The organism is Peptoniphilus sp. (assembly GCF_022767005.1).
Taxonomy (GTDB): domain Bacteria; phylum Bacillota; class Clostridia; order Tissierellales; family Peptoniphilaceae; genus Peptoniphilus_A.
Genome location: NZ_JALEOV010000069.1, coordinates 1 through 16044, shown reverse-complemented (window position 1 = coordinate 16044; position 16044 = coordinate 1). Strand labels below are relative to the sequence as shown.

14 protein-coding genes and 1 riboswitch are annotated in these 16044 nt (G+C 33.2%); of the genes, 13 read left to right on the top strand and 1 reads right to left on the bottom strand.

Annotation, left to right across the window (positions count from 1 at the left end; genetic code table 11):
- The 5 genes from MR285_RS05375 to MR285_RS05355 form a co-directional block, all read left to right on the top strand.
- Positions 1 to 760, top strand: a 760-nt coding sequence (locus tag MR285_RS05375) for an AAA family ATPase (RefSeq protein ID WP_293558794.1), incomplete at its 5' end; no start/stop codon positions are given.
- 178 nt (positions 761 to 938) lie between these two features.
- Positions 939 to 2723, top strand: coding sequence for an S-layer homology domain-containing protein (locus MR285_RS05370; protein ID WP_293558792.1), 1785 nt, complete (start codon positions 939 to 941; stop codon positions 2721 to 2723).
- Positions 2724 to 2848: 125 nt separating this feature from the next.
- Positions 2849 to 3015: riboswitch (Lysine riboswitch) on the top strand.
- Between the two features lie 101 nt (positions 3016 to 3116).
- Positions 3117 to 3971 carry a transporter substrate-binding domain-containing protein gene (locus tag MR285_RS05365; protein WP_293558790.1) on the top strand — a complete coding sequence of 285 codons (855 nt, stop codon included), beginning with the start codon at positions 3117 to 3119 and terminating at the stop codon, positions 3969 to 3971.
- Between the two features lie 15 nt (positions 3972 to 3986).
- Positions 3987 to 4757 (top strand): amino acid ABC transporter permease, encoded by a 771-nt coding sequence (locus MR285_RS05360; RefSeq protein ID WP_293558788.1) that lies wholly within the window; start codon positions 3987 to 3989, stop codon positions 4755 to 4757.
- A gap of 1 nt (position 4758) precedes the next feature.
- Complete coding sequence (locus tag MR285_RS05355) at positions 4759 to 5487, top strand: amino acid ABC transporter ATP-binding protein (protein WP_293558786.1); 729 nt, start codon at positions 4759 to 4761, stop codon at positions 5485 to 5487.
- Positions 5488 to 5651: 164 nt separating this feature from the next.
- Here the strand turns inward: MR285_RS05355 and MR285_RS05350 are convergent, their stop codons facing one another.
- The gene (locus MR285_RS05350; RefSeq protein WP_293558784.1) at positions 5652 to 6641 is read right to left on the bottom strand and encodes a YeiH family protein; all 990 of its coding nucleotides are present in this window, start codon (positions 6639 to 6641) and stop codon (positions 5652 to 5654) included.
- A 235-nt stretch (positions 6642 to 6876) separates the two neighbouring features.
- Here MR285_RS05350 and MR285_RS05345 point away from each other — a divergent pair, with 235 nt between their 5' ends.
- The 8 genes from MR285_RS05345 to MR285_RS05310 all read left to right on the top strand — a co-directional run bounded on the left by MR285_RS05345 (position 6877) and on the right by MR285_RS05310 (position 16012).
- On the top strand, positions 6877 to 8580 hold the full coding sequence (locus MR285_RS05345; RefSeq protein ID WP_293558782.1) for a proline--tRNA ligase: 1704 nt from the start codon (positions 6877 to 6879) through the stop codon (positions 8578 to 8580).
- A gap of 1 nt (position 8581) precedes the next feature.
- Positions 8582 to 8803 carry a PC4/YdbC family ssDNA-binding protein gene (locus MR285_RS05340; RefSeq protein ID WP_169969238.1) on the top strand — a complete coding sequence of 74 codons (222 nt, stop codon included), beginning with the start codon at positions 8582 to 8584 and terminating at the stop codon, positions 8801 to 8803.
- A 72-nt stretch (positions 8804 to 8875) separates the two neighbouring features.
- The gene (gene tig, locus MR285_RS05335; RefSeq protein ID WP_169969236.1) at positions 8876 to 10246 is read left to right on the top strand and encodes a trigger factor; all 1371 of its coding nucleotides are present in this window, start codon (positions 8876 to 8878) and stop codon (positions 10244 to 10246) included.
- Positions 10247 to 10263: 17 nt separating this feature from the next.
- Positions 10264 to 10848 carry an ATP-dependent Clp endopeptidase proteolytic subunit ClpP gene (gene clpP, locus MR285_RS05330; protein ID WP_169969234.1) on the top strand — a complete coding sequence of 195 codons (585 nt, stop codon included), beginning with the start codon at positions 10264 to 10266 and terminating at the stop codon, positions 10846 to 10848.
- A gap of 8 nt (positions 10849 to 10856) precedes the next feature.
- Positions 10857 to 12074: an ATP-dependent Clp protease ATP-binding subunit ClpX gene (gene clpX, locus MR285_RS05325; protein ID WP_293558774.1), complete on the top strand. Its 1218-nt coding sequence runs from the start codon at positions 10857 to 10859 to the stop codon at positions 12072 to 12074.
- A gap of 44 nt (positions 12075 to 12118) precedes the next feature.
- On the top strand, positions 12119 to 14452 hold the full coding sequence (lon, locus tag MR285_RS05320; protein WP_293558772.1) for an endopeptidase La: 2334 nt from the start codon (positions 12119 to 12121) through the stop codon (positions 14450 to 14452).
- A complete protein-coding gene (gene yihA, locus MR285_RS05315) occupies positions 14439 to 15038 on the top strand; it encodes a ribosome biogenesis GTP-binding protein YihA/YsxC (RefSeq protein ID WP_293558769.1) in 600 nt (199 codons plus the stop codon). The genes lon and yihA overlap by 14 nt, the downstream gene beginning before the upstream one ends.
- A 110-nt stretch (positions 15039 to 15148) precedes the next feature.
- Entirely contained in the window at positions 15149 to 16012 is an 864-nt protein-coding gene (locus MR285_RS05310) for a DUF1002 domain-containing protein (protein ID WP_293558767.1), read from the top strand.
- Positions 16013 to 16044: the final 32 nt, after the last annotated feature.

Here is a 16044-nt window from a genome sequence, read left to right as displayed (position 1 = left end):
AGTTGGAAAGACAGAAACAGCAAAGGCTCTTACAGAAACACTTTTCGATGATGAAAGAAACTTAATTAGAATAGATATGTCTGAGTACATGGAGAAACATTCTGTGTCAAGACTTGTAGGTTCTCCTCCAGGATATGTTGGTTACGATGAAGGCGGACAGCTTACGGAAGCTGTTAGAAGAAAACCTTATTCAGTAATTCTATTTGATGAAATCGAAAAGGCACATCCAGATGTATTTAATATTCTTTTACAAGTTTTAGACGATGGAAGACTTACTGATAACCAAGGAAGGACTGTGGACTTTAAAAACACAGTAATTATTATGACCTCAAACATTGGCTCACACTTCTTAATCGACGGCATTGGCGAAGATGGACAAATAACTGAAGATGCAAGGGAAAATGTAATGCGAGATCTTCGTGCTTCCTTTAGACCAGAATTTTTAAATAGAGTTGACGAAATAGTTTTATTTAAACCACTTCGAAGAGATGAAATTTACAACATTATTAAACAAAGCATTAAAGAAGTTGAAAGAAAGCTTCAAGATAGAGATATTAAAATCGAAGTTACAGATGTTGCCCTTGAATTTATTTTGAACGCATCTTTTAGTCCACAATATGGAGCAAGACCAGTTAAGAGATATATTGGTCACACTCTTGAAACAAAAATTTCAAAGATGATAATAAAGGGCGATGTAATGGATGGCAATACAATTATAGTTGATGTTTATGCAGATGATTTATCTGTAAGGGTTAAATAAGCTTTAAAGACTTGCTATTCTTAGCAGGTCTTTTTATGTCGATAGTATTACGAATATTAAGATAATATTAAATAAGCTGAAATTATGCCCTTTATCACTTTTTTATCACAAAAAAGATTTAAACTCAGTAACATAATGGAAATAATACAAAATAGTATTTTATTTAGGAGGAAATTTAATGAAACCATATAGTAAAAAATATTTAACACTTGCACTAGCAGGAGTTCTAGTATCGTCAATGCCAGTATCTGCTTTTGCACAAACAGAAACAACAACAGGAGCAAAAGCAGATACACCAACAACATCAGAAACAACAACATCAGATAAAGCACAACCAGAATCTCCAGCAGCAAGAGAAACAGAAGCAGATAAAAGCAATCTATCAAGCCTTAATTATACTCTTAATAGAGGGGAAAGATTTTATGCAAGTGACATAAATCTACCTGATGGTGCAAGAATAGTTGATAATGAAACTTTTAAATTTGATTCAAAGGGAGATTATGAAAGAACTGTAAAAGTTCAATTTAATGATGGATCTACAAAAAATGTTACAATCTACTTCAAAGTTAAGGATAGATATGATGATAGATACTATAATATTACACTTACAAATGTAAAATATGATGGAACTTATCTAAAGGGAGAAACTTCAGCATATGCTAGAATCTATGTTGAAAACACAGGATATAGAGATTATAGAAATGGTAAATATTTAGGAGAAGCTGATCGTGACGGATATTTTTCACTTAGACTAGACCTTAAAGAAGGCGAAAGTGTAAATGTTCATGCTGAAAAAGATGGATACAATTCAAGAAGTGTAGAAGTTAAAAATGACAATAATAAAAACATCAAGGGTTCAAAAGTTGATGCAAGTGATTTAAGAATTACTGGAAGAACTTTAACAGGCTATGTTAAAAATCATCCTTTCGAAAATGTAAGAGTTTATATGGACGGAAAATTACTTGGAAGTTTTAGAACTGATAAAGATTCATATTTCACAGTAACTTTAAGTGAAAGTGTATACGATAAAGAACTTGAAGATTTAAAATTCTACACTGATTCAAAAACGGTTGAAAATAAAAAATTTAAAATTACAGAAGCACTTGAAGGACAAAAACTTGTAAAGGGAACTGCAAATGCAAAGGATGAAATTACAGTTTACGATGCAAGCAATAGAAAACTTGGCAGCATTACAGTAAACAATTCTGGAGTATTCACTGTATTTTTAGACAGAGAATTAATATATGGTGAAACTATTAAAATCGAAGCAAAAAATGAAGCAGGAGATATAACAAAGATTGAATACAAAGTTACAAAGAACGCAGTTGAAGAAGTTAAGGCAATTGCTTATATCAAGGGCTATCCAGATGGAACATTTAAACCACAAGCAAATGTAACAAGAGCAGAAGCAGCTCAAATGTTTGCTACTTTGTTAAATGGAGGAGCAGATTTTGGAACAAGCTCTGCAACAAAGTTTTCTGATGCAAGCGACAACTGGTTCTCTAAGGCAATTAATTATGTTGTTGCAAAGGGTCTAATTAGTGGCTACCCAGATGGAACATTTAAACCAAATGAAAGTATTACAAGAGCTGAATTTGCACAAATGATTTCCGGATATGTTAAGAATGAAAAGAAGGGTTCTTCTGACTTCCAAGATGTTAAAGATCACTGGGCAAAGAGTGCTATTGAAAAATTATATGGCAACAAAAATGTAACAGGTTATCCAGACGGAACATTTAAGCCTAATGCAAAAATAACTAGAGCAGAAGCTGTTACTATTTTAAACTCTGTTTTTAATAGAAACACAACTAAAAATTCACTTAACAATGTAAACACTTCATCTCTTAATAAATTCTCTGATGTAAGTGAAGGATTCTGGGCTTACTACAACATTCTTGATGCAGCAAATACTCACAATAGAGAAAGACTAAACTCAACTTCTGAAGTTGATATGTGGAAATAATTTTAATGAGGCTCCCAAGGGGAGTCTTATTTATTGCAAATTTTTAGGTAAAAACTAAAAAAATACTTGACTTTTGTAAATCTCCTATATATAATTGATAAAACAATTAAATACGTTGTATTGAAAAATACGATAGAGGAGCGGGCTTTATCAGTAATCTTTTGGAGCAAGACCATGCAGTGAAGAAAGATGAAAGGAAATTTCGCCGAAGTGTATTAATGGTAAGTTAATATGCTGGGCATGCAAACAATATTTGTATGACTGTCACAATATGTGGGGAGCTATCTAAAGTTAAGTACTTTGTCTTATTTTATTAGACATTTTTAACAGTTTGGTTTTCCAGACTGTTTTTTTATTACTTTTTATAGCCACCGAGAATTACGGAGGTATATTATGAATTTAAGAAAGAATGTAGCAAAAGTTTTATTAGTTGCAGGTTTAGCTGGCACGATGTTTTTAACAGCTTGTAATTCAAAGGGAGATGGTGGCACAGCTGCTGCTCCATCGAATTCAGGAACTTTAAAAGTTGGAATGGAATGTGATTACGCACCTTTTAACTGGACGCAAACAACTGAAAAAAATGGTTATCCAATTGCAGCTGGAGGATACGCTGGTGGATATGATGTTGAAATCGCAAAGAAAATTGCCGAGTCCATGAACAAGAAGCTTGAAATAGTAAAAACTGAATGGAATGGTCTTACTCCTGCACTTACTTCAGGGAAAATTGATTTAATTATCGCAGGAATGAGTCCAACTGCTGAAAGAAAAGAAACTATTGATTTTTCAAACACTTACTACACATCAGATCTTGTAATAGTTGTTAAAAAGGATTCACCTTATGCAAAGGCAAAATCACTTGCTGATTTTAAGGGTGCAAATATTACTGGACAACTTAACACTTTCCACTACAATGTAATTGATCAAATTGAAGGTGTAAATAAATCTACAGCTCTTGAAACTTTTCCAGCAATGATAGTTGCACTTAGAAGTGGAAAGATAGACGGATATGTTTCTGAAAGACCGGGAGCACTTTCTGCAACTTCTGCAAATAAGGACTTAACTTTTGTAGAATTTGAAAAGGGAAAGGGATTTGAAGCATCTGAAGAAGATACATCAATTTCAGTAGGAGTTAAGAAGGGCAACGACGAACTTTTAAAGAAAGTTAATGATGCACTTTCAAAAATTTCTGAAGAAGAAAGACAAAGTATAATGGAAGAAGCTGTGGCTAATCAACCACTTGGCGAATAATTATGGGAGAATAAAATGCCAGAAAGTTTTTTTGGATGGATAGGATTTTTAATAAAGGAATATGGTTCCCTCTTTGTTGAGGGAACTATTAACACTATTATAATTGCCGTAATTGGCACATTAGTTGGATTTTTAATAGGACTCTTAATTGCAATAGTTAGAACAATAAAAGTAAATAAAAAATCTTCAGCCTTTAAAAAAGCAGTTTTAAAAATTGTAAATGCAATAATTACAATTTATATTCAAGTTATTAGAGGAACGCCAATGATGGTACAAGCTATGATGTTTTATTATGGTTCCCTTCAATATTTTAATTTGAATATGGCGGCAATGCCTTCGGCACTTATAATTGTATCTGTAAATACAGGCGCATATATGGCTGAGATAATTAGAGGCGGAATAATTTCTATTGACAAAGGTCAAACTGAAGGCGCACTTTCCATAGGCATGACTCATTGGCAAACAATGACAGAAATTGTACTTCCTCAAGCTGTTAGAAATATAATCCCATCAGTGGGAAATGAATTTATTGTAAACATTAAGGATTCATCAGTTTTAAATGTAATTTCAGTTTCAGAATTGTTCTTTATTTCAAAATCGGCAGCTGGAACTTATTTAAGATACTTTGAAGTATTTTTCATCACAGCATTAATTTATTTATTCTTAACTATTACAGTAAGTCAACTTATGAAGCTTGTTGAAAGAAAAATGGATGGAGATGGAACTTATAAAATTTATGGTTCACAATCTTCAGCAGAAGTAATAGAGGTTAAGGAAGAGGTGTGAGATGGCATATATTTTTGAAATAGAAAATTTAGAAAAAAGCTTTGGATCCAATGAAGTTTTAAAGGATATAAATTTCAAGGTGGAAAAGGGCGAAGTTCTTTCAATAATTGGTTCATCTGGATCAGGCAAGTCCACACTTCTTAGATGTATAAATTTATTGGAAGAGCCTGACGGCGGAAAAATAAAATATCACGGTGAAAATATTTTAGATTATATTTCTATAAATAATTACAGGACAAAGGTGGGAATGGTTTTTCAATCTTTTAACCTCTTTAACAACAAGACTGTTCTTGAAAATTGCGTAGTAGGACAAGTTAAAGTTCTTAAAAAATCTCGTGAAGATGCAATAAAGGTTGCAGATGAATTTTTGAAAAAAGTAGGGATGTATCCTTTTAGAGATGCAAAACCAGCATCATTATCTGGTGGACAAAAGCAAAGAGTTGCCATAGCAAGATCACTTGCAATGAATCCAGAAGTGCTTCTCTTTGACGAACCTACATCGGCACTTGATCCAGAAATGGTAAATGAAGTTTTAAATGTAATGCGTTCTCTTGCAGAGGAAGGGCTTACAATGCTTGTAGTAACTCACGAGATGGGTTTTGCAAGGGATGTATCTAACAGAGTTCTCTTCATGGACAAAGGTGTCATAGCAGAAGACGAAGATTCAAAAGAATTTTTCGCAAATCCAAAAACTAAGAGGGCAAAAGAATTTTTATCCATGGTTTTATAATTTTAATTTTAATAAATCTTTAAAAGCTCGAAAGGGCTTTTATTTTTTTTGCTTTTTGTTAAAAAAGCAGCACTAAGGCTGCTTCAATTAAAAAAAATCTTATGAACAAGTTTTATAAAAAATTTCAAATAAAATAAATTTTCTAAATTTAAAAATCCTATAAATTACCAAATGCCAAGCAATTGTTGCATTGCTAAACTCACAAAAATTATTCCTATCCAACAAAGAGCACCTTCTACTATTGCCTTTCCTCCTTGTGAAATTAATTTTTTAATATCTGTATTAAGTCCAATTGCAGACATTGCCATTATAATAAAAAATTTTGACAAAAATTTCATTGTTGACAAGAAAGAGTCTGGAAGTGGAAGTACAGTTGTGAAAATTGATGCAAGCAGAAAAAATAAAATGAATGTTGGAAAAGATTTTAACACGCTAACTTTTTCTGTATTTTCCTTTGATTTTATTATTCCAAGTACAAGTGTAATTGGAATAATTGCAAGAGTTCTCGTTAATTTCACAATTGTTGCATAATTAAGGGCTGTGTCGTCATTAAACATTGTTGACCAAGTTCCTGATGCTGCCACAACTGATGATGTGTCGTTTATTGCTGTACCAGCCCACATTCCAAAGCCTGTGTGAGTCATGCCAAGTTTTACGCCAAGTGTTGGGAAGATTAGTGCAGCGATAATATTAAATAAAAATATTACAGAGATTGACGTCGCAATGTCTTCGTCCTTTGCATTAATTACTGGTGCTGTTGCAGCAATTGCTGATCCACCACAGATTGATGACCCAACTCCAACTAGTGTTGCAACATCTGAATCGATTTTTAAAATTTTTGCTGTGGCAAAGGAGATTATAAGTGCAGTTGAAATTGTGGAAAGAATTATTAAAAGTGATGATTTTCCTACTACAATAATTTCGCTAAGGTTAAGACCAAATCCAAGCAGTATTACGGCAAATTGAAGTACCTTTTTTGATGTAAATTTTATTCCAGATTCAAAGGACTCTGGTCTTTTAAAGTTATTCAATATAATACCGAAAAGAATTCCAAAGACAGGTCCTCCAATTACTGGAAAGATTTTGCCTAAAAAGTAGGCACAAGTTGCAATTAAAGCTGAAAATAAAATGCCAGCTATATCTTTTTTTTTCATTATTATGTCCTCCTATGTATTTATGTGAAACAAATAGTTATTATACATGATTTTTTAAATTAGTTGTTATTTTTTCAAAAATATTCTAATGATTTTCACAAATCTAAAATTTTTCCACAAAATTGTGAAGTATTGGCGCCTTTATAGTATAATAAAAATAGTGTGCAATGAGATTTTCCATAAAACTTGTGGAAATTTATTTTATTTATTATAATACTTTTATTATGGAGGTAATATGAGATTATCAAAACTTTATATGCCAACTCTTAGGGAGGATCCACAAGATGCAGAGATTGCATCTCATAAGTTTCTTCTAAGAGCGGGTATGATTAGAAAATCTGCTAGTGGTATCTATACATATTTGCCACTTGGTTATAGATCTATTCGAAAAATTGAAAATATAGTCCGTGAAGAAATGGACAAAGCTGGTGCAATGGAAATTTTAATGTCTGCCATTCAACCAGCAGAAATTTGGAAAGAGTCTGGTAGATGGGAAAAATTTGGTCCTGAAATGTTTAAGCTAAAGGACAGAAATGACAGAGAGTTTTGTCTCGGACCTACTGCGGAAGAATATTTTACCACTCTTGTCCGCGATGAAGTTAAAAGTTATAAGGATCTTCCACTTAATTTATACCAAATTCAAACTAAATACAGAGATGAAAAAAGACCTAGATTTGGTATAAATAGAGCTAGAGAATTTTCTATGAAAGATGCCTATACTTTTGACACTTCTCCTGAAACTCTTCACATTGCTTACATGAATATGTATGAAGCATATGAAAAAATATTTGACAGATTAGAACTTGATTATAAAATTGTCGAAGGGGATAATGGTGCAATGGGCGGTACTGGTTCTCATGAATTTATTGCTCTTTCTGAAACTGGCGAAGGAGTAATTGTATATTCTGAATCTGGAAAATTTGGAGCAACTGAAGAAAAGGCTCCTGTTGAATATGTAATGCCACAACATGAAGATAAAAAGGAATTAGAAAAGGTACACACACCTAATGCAAGCACAATTGAAGAAGTTGCTAAGTTCTTAAATGTGGATGAAAAAAAATGTGCCAAGGCAGTTGACTTAATGCTTGGAGATGAACCAGTTATAGTATTTATCCCAGGAGATAGAGAATTAAATATGGCAAAGCTTGTAGCATACACTGGAGTTGCTGAACACGACATAAGAATGATGGAAGAGTCTGACATTGAAGCTATAAAGTCTAAAAAGGGTTACACTGGACCAGTTAGTTTAGATGTTAGAAAGATTTTTGACAAAAGAGTTACTGAAATGGACAATCTTGTTGTCGGTGCAAATGAAGAAGATTACCACTACATCAATGCAAATTATGGCAGAGATTTTGAGGGCGAAGTTGTAGACGACCTTCTTCTTGTATCTCAAGGCGACAAAGTGCCGGGAACTGATGAAGAATATAAATTTGCAAGGGGTATTGAAGTAGGAAACATCTTTAAGTTGGGTACAAAATATTCAGAGGCTCTTAATGCAACTTATCTCGATGAAAATGGCAAGGCAAATTATTTCTATATGGGTTCTTATGGCGTTGGTATTACAAGATCTGTAACTGCAATAATCGAACAAAATCACGATGACAACGGAATAATTTGGCCAATGGCAGTTGCTCCTTATGAGGCAATAGTTACTATTGTAAATGTAAAGGATGATGAACAAGTTGCCCTTGGAGAAGAAATTTATGACGAATTAAAGAACAAGGGTGTGGAAGTTTTACTTGACGACAGAAAAGAAAGAGCTGGAGTTAAGTTTAAGGACAGAGACCTAATTGGTATTCCACTAAGAATTACTTGTGGCAAGAAGTCTTCTGAAGGATTTGTTGAATATTCAACTAGAAAAGAAATGGAAAATTCTGAAATTTCTTCTGAAGAAGCAATAAAAAATGTTTTAAATGAAATAGAAAAGGTTAGGTAATATGAGCGATTTTAAATTTGAAATTACAGAGCACTTGGGAGTTTTATCTGAAAGTGCAAAGGGCTGGACTAAGGAACTTAACAAAGTTTCTTTTAACGACAGACCAGCAAAGTACGATTTGAGAGAATGGGATTCAAATCACGAAAAAATGTCTAAGGGTGTTACACTTAATGATGAAGAAATGGAAATTCTCTCTAAAATCCTAAAGGACAGAGGTATTTAATATATTTTTAAAATAACTTATGTTATAATATAGAGATGTTAAAAAACGCCATAGAGCGAGGAGGCAAATAAAATGGAAATTAAAAAGAAAGAGAATAACACTGTCTTTTTTGACATTGTTTTAAAAAGAGAAGATATAAAAAATGCTGAAACTGAAGTGTATAAGAAAAACAAAAAACACTTCCAACTTCCAGGATTTAGAAAGGGTCATGTTCCAAGAAAGATGATCGAAAATATGTACGGCAAAGACGTATTCTTCGAAGATGCAATTAATGAAATTCTTCCAGGTGAATATGAAAAAGCTGTTAAAGAATTAGACCTTAAAGTTGTTGACCAACCAAATATTGACATTGACGAAGAAAGTGTAAAAAAAGAAGAAGATTTAATTGTAAATGTATCTGTCGATGTTAAACCAGAAGTTGAACTTAAGGACTACGAAGGAATAGAAATCGAAGATCCAACTCTTGAAGTAACTGACGAACTTATTGATTCTGAAGTTGAAAACCAAAGAGCTATGAACGCTAGAATTATAAATGTTGATGATAGAGCAGTAGAAGATGGCGATACTGTAAACATCGACTTCAAAGGCTCTGTTGATGGAAATTATTTTGAAGGCGGAGAAGCTGAAAGCCAAGACCTTAAAATTGGTTCAAACACATTTATCCCCGGCTTTGAAGAACAATTAATCGGACACAAAATTGGAGAAGAATTTGACATTACTGTTAAATTCCCAGAAGATTATCATCAAAAGGATCTTGCAGGAAAGGACGCAAAATTTGAAATTAAATTAAATAGCATATCATATGAAGAACTTCCAGAACTTGACGATGAATTTGTAAAAGATATTTCTGAATTTGACACTCTCGATGAGTTTAAAGCTGATATTAGAAAGAAAAAAGAAGAAGAATTTAAGACAACTTCTAAAATGGAAAAACAAAGAAGAGCAATTGACAAAATTGGCGAAATGGTAGATGCAGAAATTCCTGAAGCAATGATTAATACTCAAATTGACGATATGATTAGAAACTATGACCAAAGTCTTAGAGCTCAAGGCATTAGCTTCGAAGATTATATCAAGATGATTGGTCAAACTCTTGACGATTTCAAAAAGGCAATGAGACCTGAAGCAGAAAAAACTGTAAAAAATGATCTTGCTATTGAAGCACTTGTTAGAGATTTAAAGATTGAAATTACTGACGAAGAAATAGAAGAAGAAGTTAACAAAGTTGTAGAAGAATACTTTAAAGACGACAATGAACACATGGAAAAAATGAGAGATTATATGCTAAATCAAAATAAGGAAGTTGTAAGAGACGACCTTCAAAAGAGAAAGGCAATTGATACTCTTGTTGAAAAAGTTAAATTTGTTGAGCCTAAGGAAACTACTGAAGAAGAAATTAAAGAAGAAGTAAAAGAAGATAAAGAAGACAAAGAAGACAAATAATTAGAGGATGTGATTAAATGGCATTAGTGCCAATGGTAGTAGAACAAACTAATAGAGGGGAAAGATCCTACGATATTTACTCAAGACTTTTAAAGGATAGAATTATATTTGCAAGTGGAGAAGTAAATGATGTAATGGCGGATTTAATTGTTGCCCAACTTTTATTTTTAGAATCTGAAGATCCAAATAAAGACATTCAACTTTATATTAATTCACCTGGTGGGTCTGTAAGTGCAGGATTTGCAATTTATGACACTATGAATTATATAAAGCCAGATGTATCTACGATTTGTATTGGAATGGCTGCGTCTATGGGAGCATTTTTACTTGCATCAGGTGCAAAGGGAAAGAGATTTGCCCTTCCTAATTCTGACATTATGATTCACCAACCTTCTGGTGGTGCACAAGGACAAGCTAGTGACATTCAAATTAATGCAGAAAAGATTTTAAAAATTAGAAAAAAATTAAATGAAATTTTGGCTGAAAGAACTGGTCAAGATCTTGAAAAAATCGAAAGAGATACAGATAGAGATTATTGGCTAACTTCTGAAGAAGCAAAAAAATATGGTTTAATCGACAAAGTTATAGAAAAAAGGGTTTGAGGTGATATATGTCAAGTACAGATGAAATTTTAAGATGTTCATTCTGTGGCAAAACGCAAAACCAAGTGAATAGGTTAATCGCCGGACCCAATGTAAATATTTGTGACGAGTGTATCGAGAGATGTCATGCAATTTTAGAAGAAGAAATTTCTCATGAAATAGATAGGAATTTTGAACTAAAGAAACCTGCTGAAATCAAAAAAATTTTGGATCAATATGTTATAAAACAAGAGGATGCAAAGCGTGCCCTTGCAGTAGCAGTTTACAATCACTACAAGAGGATATCTTCTTCCAAAAAAGTTAATCCAGATATTGAGCTTCAAAAGTCCAACATTCTCATGATTGGACCCACAGGTTCAGGCAAGACTTTACTTGCACAAACTCTTGCTAGACTTTTAAATGTTCCCTTTGCAATTGCCGATGCCACAACTTTAACTGAAGCTGGATATGTTGGCGAAGATGTTGAAAATATTATTTTGAAATTAATTCAAAATGCCGATTACGACATTGAGAGGGCAGAAAAGGGAATTATTTATATCGACGAGATAGATAAAATTGCAAGAAAATCTGAAAATGTATCTATCACAAGAGATGTAAGTGGAGAAGGTGTGCAACAAGCACTTTTGAAGATTATTGAGGGGACTATTGCCAATGTTCCACCACAAGGTGGAAGAAAACATCCTTCTCAAGAGTTTATTCAAGTTGACACCACAAATATTTTATTCATAGTTGGTGGCGCCTTTGACGGAATTGATAAAATCATAGAAAACAGAACGGCTAAATCATCTATGGGTTTTGGAGCTGAACTTATAGACAAAAAAGCTAACAGAGAAAATATTTTAAAGAAAGTCGAAACTGAAGATTTGCTAAAGTTTGGACTTATACCAGAACTTATTGGCAGACTTCCAGTTACTATTACTCTTGAAGAATTAGACGAAGATGCTTTAGTTGAAATTTTGACTAAGCCAAAGAATGCTCTTGTAAAACAATACAAGGAGTTATTAAAATTTGATGATGTTGAATTAATTTTTGACGACGAAGCCCTAAAATATATTGCAAAAAAGGCGATAGAGAAAAAGGCAGGGGCTAGAGGTTTAAGGGGAGTTATCGAAAACACAATTATGAATGTGATGTATGAAATTCCTTCGAGAAATGACATCAAAGCCGTTAAAATAACTAAAGAGTCTGTGGAAGGTACAGCATCTGCTGAATTAATAAAAAAATAAATATATTTAGCCGTGGTTGCCACGGCTTTTTTAGAAGGTGAAAAATGAAAAAAATTAAATTACCACTTATTCCTCTTCGAGATTTAGTAATCTTTCCACACATGGTCATGCACTTCGATTGCGGCAGAAAAATTTCTGTAAACGCAATTGAAAGGTCGGAAATGCAAGATTCAAAAATTTTTTTGGTGGCACAAAGAGAATTAGAAGTAGAAGATCCAAAGAGAGATGATCTCTTTGAAGTTGGGACTGTGGCTACTATAAAACAAATTTTAAAATTGCCTGGTGGAGTTGTAAGAGTCTTAGTTGAAGGTGAAGAGAGGGCAAAAATTTCTGATTTAGATATTACAGCGGAAATAATAGAAGCTGAAATAGAAATTTTAGAAGAAGACGAAATTGATTATACTGAAGACGATAAAGTCGAAGCAGCACTTCGCCTTGCATTAAATGATTTAGAAAATTACGCATCCCTTGATGAAAAATTTTTTCCAGGACTTCTCTCTAATATTGCAGACACAGATGATCCATCGAGATTTATCGACACAGTTGTGGGTTATCTAAATTTTAAATTAGAAGAGTATCAGACACTACTTGAAACGACTGATATTTACGACAGACTTGTTGCTTTTCACGAGATAATGAAAAAGGAAATTGAAATTCTTTCCATCGAAAAAAATATCAATGACCAAGTTAAAAAGAAAATGGACGATATTCAAAGGGAGTATTATTTAAAGGAACAGCTACGTGTAATTCACAAAGAACTAGGCGATGGCGAAGACGAGGGTGAACTAACTGAAGTCTATAAGAAAAAAATCGAAGAAAAAAAACTTCCTGACGAAGTGAAGGAAAAGGCCCTTAGTGAACTAAAGAAACTTCGCAACTTAAATTCACAGTCGCCAGATTATTCAATATTGATAAATTATCTGGATTGGATCTTAGATCTGCCTTGGATGGAAGGTGGAGGAGAAAAAGTAAAGTTAAGTGATGCAAGGAAAGTTTTAAACGACGAGCACTATGGACTTGAGAATGTAAAAGAGAGAATTTTAGAATTTATCGCAGTTAGGATTTTATCCGGCGACAAAAGCAGAGGACCAATACTTTGTCTCGTAGGACCTCCAGGGGTTGGAAAGACTTCTATTGCACAGTCCATTGCAAAATCTCTAGACAAAGAATTTGTTCGCATGAGCCTTGGCGGTATCACCGACGAAGCAGAAATTAGAGGACACAGAAGAACATATATTGGAGCACTTCCAGGTCGAATTATAAGTTTGATGAAAAAAGCAGGAAAAAACGATCCGGTATTTTTATTTGACGAGATAGATAAAATTGGAAATGATTTTAAGGGTGATCCCGCATCTGCATTACTTGAAGTTCTTGATCCAGAGCAAAATAATACTTTTACAGATAGATATATGGAGCTTCCCTTTGACCTTTCCAATGTATTTTTTATAGCAACGGCAAATACAACGCAGACTATCCCAAGACCACTTCTTGATAGAATGGAATTAATTGATATAGGTGGCTACACTCCAAATGAAAAATTAAATATTGCAAAAAAATATTTAGTATCAAAACAAATTTCTGAAAATGGCTTAAAAAAAGAAAATATAAGTATTTCTGAAAAAGCATTAAAGGACATAATTGATTATTACACTCGTGAATCTGGAGTTAGAGGTCTTGAAAAACAAATTTCAAAAATTGTGAGAAAAGCTGCACTGAAAATTGTGGAAGAAAATTTAGATAAAGTATATGTATCTACGAGAAATATTTCAGATTTTCTCGGCGAAAAAATTTATTTGATAAATGAACGAGAAAAAAATTCTGAAGTGGGCTCAGTAAATGGACTTGCATGGACAGAAGTTGGAGGTACTACCCTTGTAATAGAGACAACAGTAATGCCAGGCAAGGGAAATCTAACTCTCACTGGTTCTCTAGGCGATGTAATGAAAGAATCTGCTATCGCTGCCATTTCACATATTGCATCTAATGCAGAGGAATTTAAACTTGATCCAAAATTTAGAAGTGAAAAGGACATACACATTCACGTGCCAGAAGGTGCAGTTCCAAAGGATGGACCTTCAGCAGGAATTACCATTGCCACATCAGTTTTGTCTGCACTGACAAAAAGACCTGTTAGAAGTGATGTTGCCATGACTGGAGAAATTACACTTCGCGGCAAAGTTCTTCCAATAGGTGGTCTAAAAGAAAAAATTTTGGCAGCAGAAAGATTTGGCGTTAATACAGTAATAATTCCATCTGAAAACAAAAGAGATTTAAAGGAAATCGAAGAGGCAGCAGTGGAAAGACTTAATATAAAAACTGTTTCAACTTTTAAAGAAGTTGCAGAAATTGCAATAGGTGATTTTAATGAAGATAAGTAAAGCAGAATTAGAAAAAGTTGCAGTTTTAGAGAATCAATATCCAATTGCAAATCTTCCTGAATTTGCCTTTGCAGGAAGATCCAATGTGGGAAAGTCATCCTTTATAAATGCAATGTTGAACAGAAAAAATCTTGCTAGGACATCTTCCACGCCGGGAAAAACTAGGACGATTAATTTTTACAAAGTAAATGATGCCCTTCGCCTTGTAGACCTTCCAGGTTATGGTTACGCAAAAGTTGCAAAGACAGAAAAAGAAAAGTGGGCAGGAATAATCAATAGATATTTAGAAAATAGAGAAAATCTTTTGGAAACAATTTTACTTGTAGACATTAGACACGAACCAACGGATTTGGACAAGCAAATGTATGACTACATCATTCATTCAGGATTTTCTGGAATAGTCATTGCAACGAAAAAAGATAAAATTAAAAGATCACAAATAGATAAACAAATTTCTCTTATTTCCAAAAAACTTGGCGTTGAACATAGAGAAAATATAATCCCCTTTTCCTCATCAGAGAAAAATGAAGTGAAGGATATGTGGTTTATCTTTGAAGATATGATTAAGTTTCACGAGGACAAATAAAGGAGCTAGCTTAGCTGGCTCTTTTTACTTGTCATAAAAAAGTAAACTTTCACATAAATTTTAAATAGTATTCATATACATATGTTAAGATGTAAAAAATGGAGGAGATTATGAAAATTAGAAATAAAATAATTATGATTGGACTTTGTTTACTAATGTTTCCAACTGCAGTTTTTGCAAAATCAGGTGAAGAGATAGTAACTCTCGGTGCTGATTTAAGCGAGGCTCAAAAAAGTGAAATGCTTCGTGAGATGAAGGCTGACGAAAATGCAAAGATTATTGAAGTTACAAATAAGGAAGAATATAAATATTTAGGCGATGTGCTTTCCTCAAAGGAAATTGGCAACAAGGCAATTTCTTCTGCAATTGTAAAATATAAAAAAGCAGGCAGTGGAATAAATATTGAGCTTTCAGACAATATTCGCGTTGTAAGTGAGAGTGCATTTTTAAATGCACTTAATACAGTTGGAATTGAAGATGCAGATATTTATGTAACTGCACCAGGAAAAGTAAGCGGAACAGCAGCGCTCACAGGAATTTTGAAATCTTATGAAGAAAATACTGGCAAGAAACTTCCTGAAAAATTGAAGAAAGTTGCAAATGAAGAATTAGTTGTGCAAAGCAAACTATCTGAAGAACTTGGCGACGATAAGACTAATGACATTATATACGAAGTAAAAGACGCAATTGCAAAGAATATGCCAAAGGACGAAAAAGAAGTAAGACTAATAATTGAAACTGTAGCCAATAATTACAATATTAATTTGACTAAAAATCAAGAAGACAAGCTTGTAAATCTATTTAACAATATGAAAAACGCCGACGTAGATTGGGATAGAGTTGCCGACACTGCAGTCAAGTACAAGAATAAGGCTTCAAAATATTTAAACTCTCCAGAAGGAGAAAAGGCTGTTGAGAATACAAAAAACTTTTTAGAAAAGTTTATCGACTTTATAGTTTCCCTATTTAAATAATTAAGAAAGTTCACCTTAGGGTGAATTTTTTT

Excerpts from the sequence above, each read along its gene's own strand:
- MR285_RS05370 (WP_293558792.1), top strand. The coding sequence starts at position 939 with ATGAAACCATATAGTAAAAAATATTTAACACTTGCACTAGCAGGAGTT.
- MR285_RS05365 (WP_293558790.1), top strand. The coding sequence starts at position 3,117 with ATGAATTTAAGAAAGAATGTAGCAAAAGTTTTATTAGTTGCAGGTTTA.
- MR285_RS05360 (WP_293558788.1), top strand. The coding sequence starts at position 3,987 with ATGCCAGAAAGTTTTTTTGGATGGATAGGATTTTTAATAAAGGAATAT.
- MR285_RS05355 (WP_293558786.1), top strand. The coding sequence starts at position 4,759 with ATGGCATATATTTTTGAAATAGAAAATTTAGAAAAAAGCTTTGGATCC.
- MR285_RS05350 (WP_293558784.1), bottom strand. The coding sequence starts at position 6,641 with ATGAAAAAAAAAGATATAGCTGGCATTTTATTTTCAGCTTTAATTGCA.
- MR285_RS05345 (WP_293558782.1), top strand. The coding sequence starts at position 6,877 with ATGAGATTATCAAAACTTTATATGCCAACTCTTAGGGAGGATCCACAA.
- MR285_RS05340 (WP_169969238.1), top strand. The coding sequence starts at position 8,582 with ATGAGCGATTTTAAATTTGAAATTACAGAGCACTTGGGAGTTTTATCT.
- tig (WP_169969236.1), top strand. The coding sequence starts at position 8,876 with ATGGAAATTAAAAAGAAAGAGAATAACACTGTCTTTTTTGACATTGTT.
- clpP (WP_169969234.1), top strand. The coding sequence starts at position 10,264 with ATGGCATTAGTGCCAATGGTAGTAGAACAAACTAATAGAGGGGAAAGA.
- clpX (WP_293558774.1), top strand. The coding sequence starts at position 10,857 with ATGTCAAGTACAGATGAAATTTTAAGATGTTCATTCTGTGGCAAAACG.
- lon (WP_293558772.1), top strand. The coding sequence starts at position 12,119 with ATGAAAAAAATTAAATTACCACTTATTCCTCTTCGAGATTTAGTAATC.
- yihA (WP_293558769.1), top strand. The coding sequence starts at position 14,439 with ATGAAGATAAGTAAAGCAGAATTAGAAAAAGTTGCAGTTTTAGAGAAT.
- MR285_RS05310 (WP_293558767.1), top strand. The coding sequence starts at position 15,149 with ATGAAAATTAGAAATAAAATAATTATGATTGGACTTTGTTTACTAATG.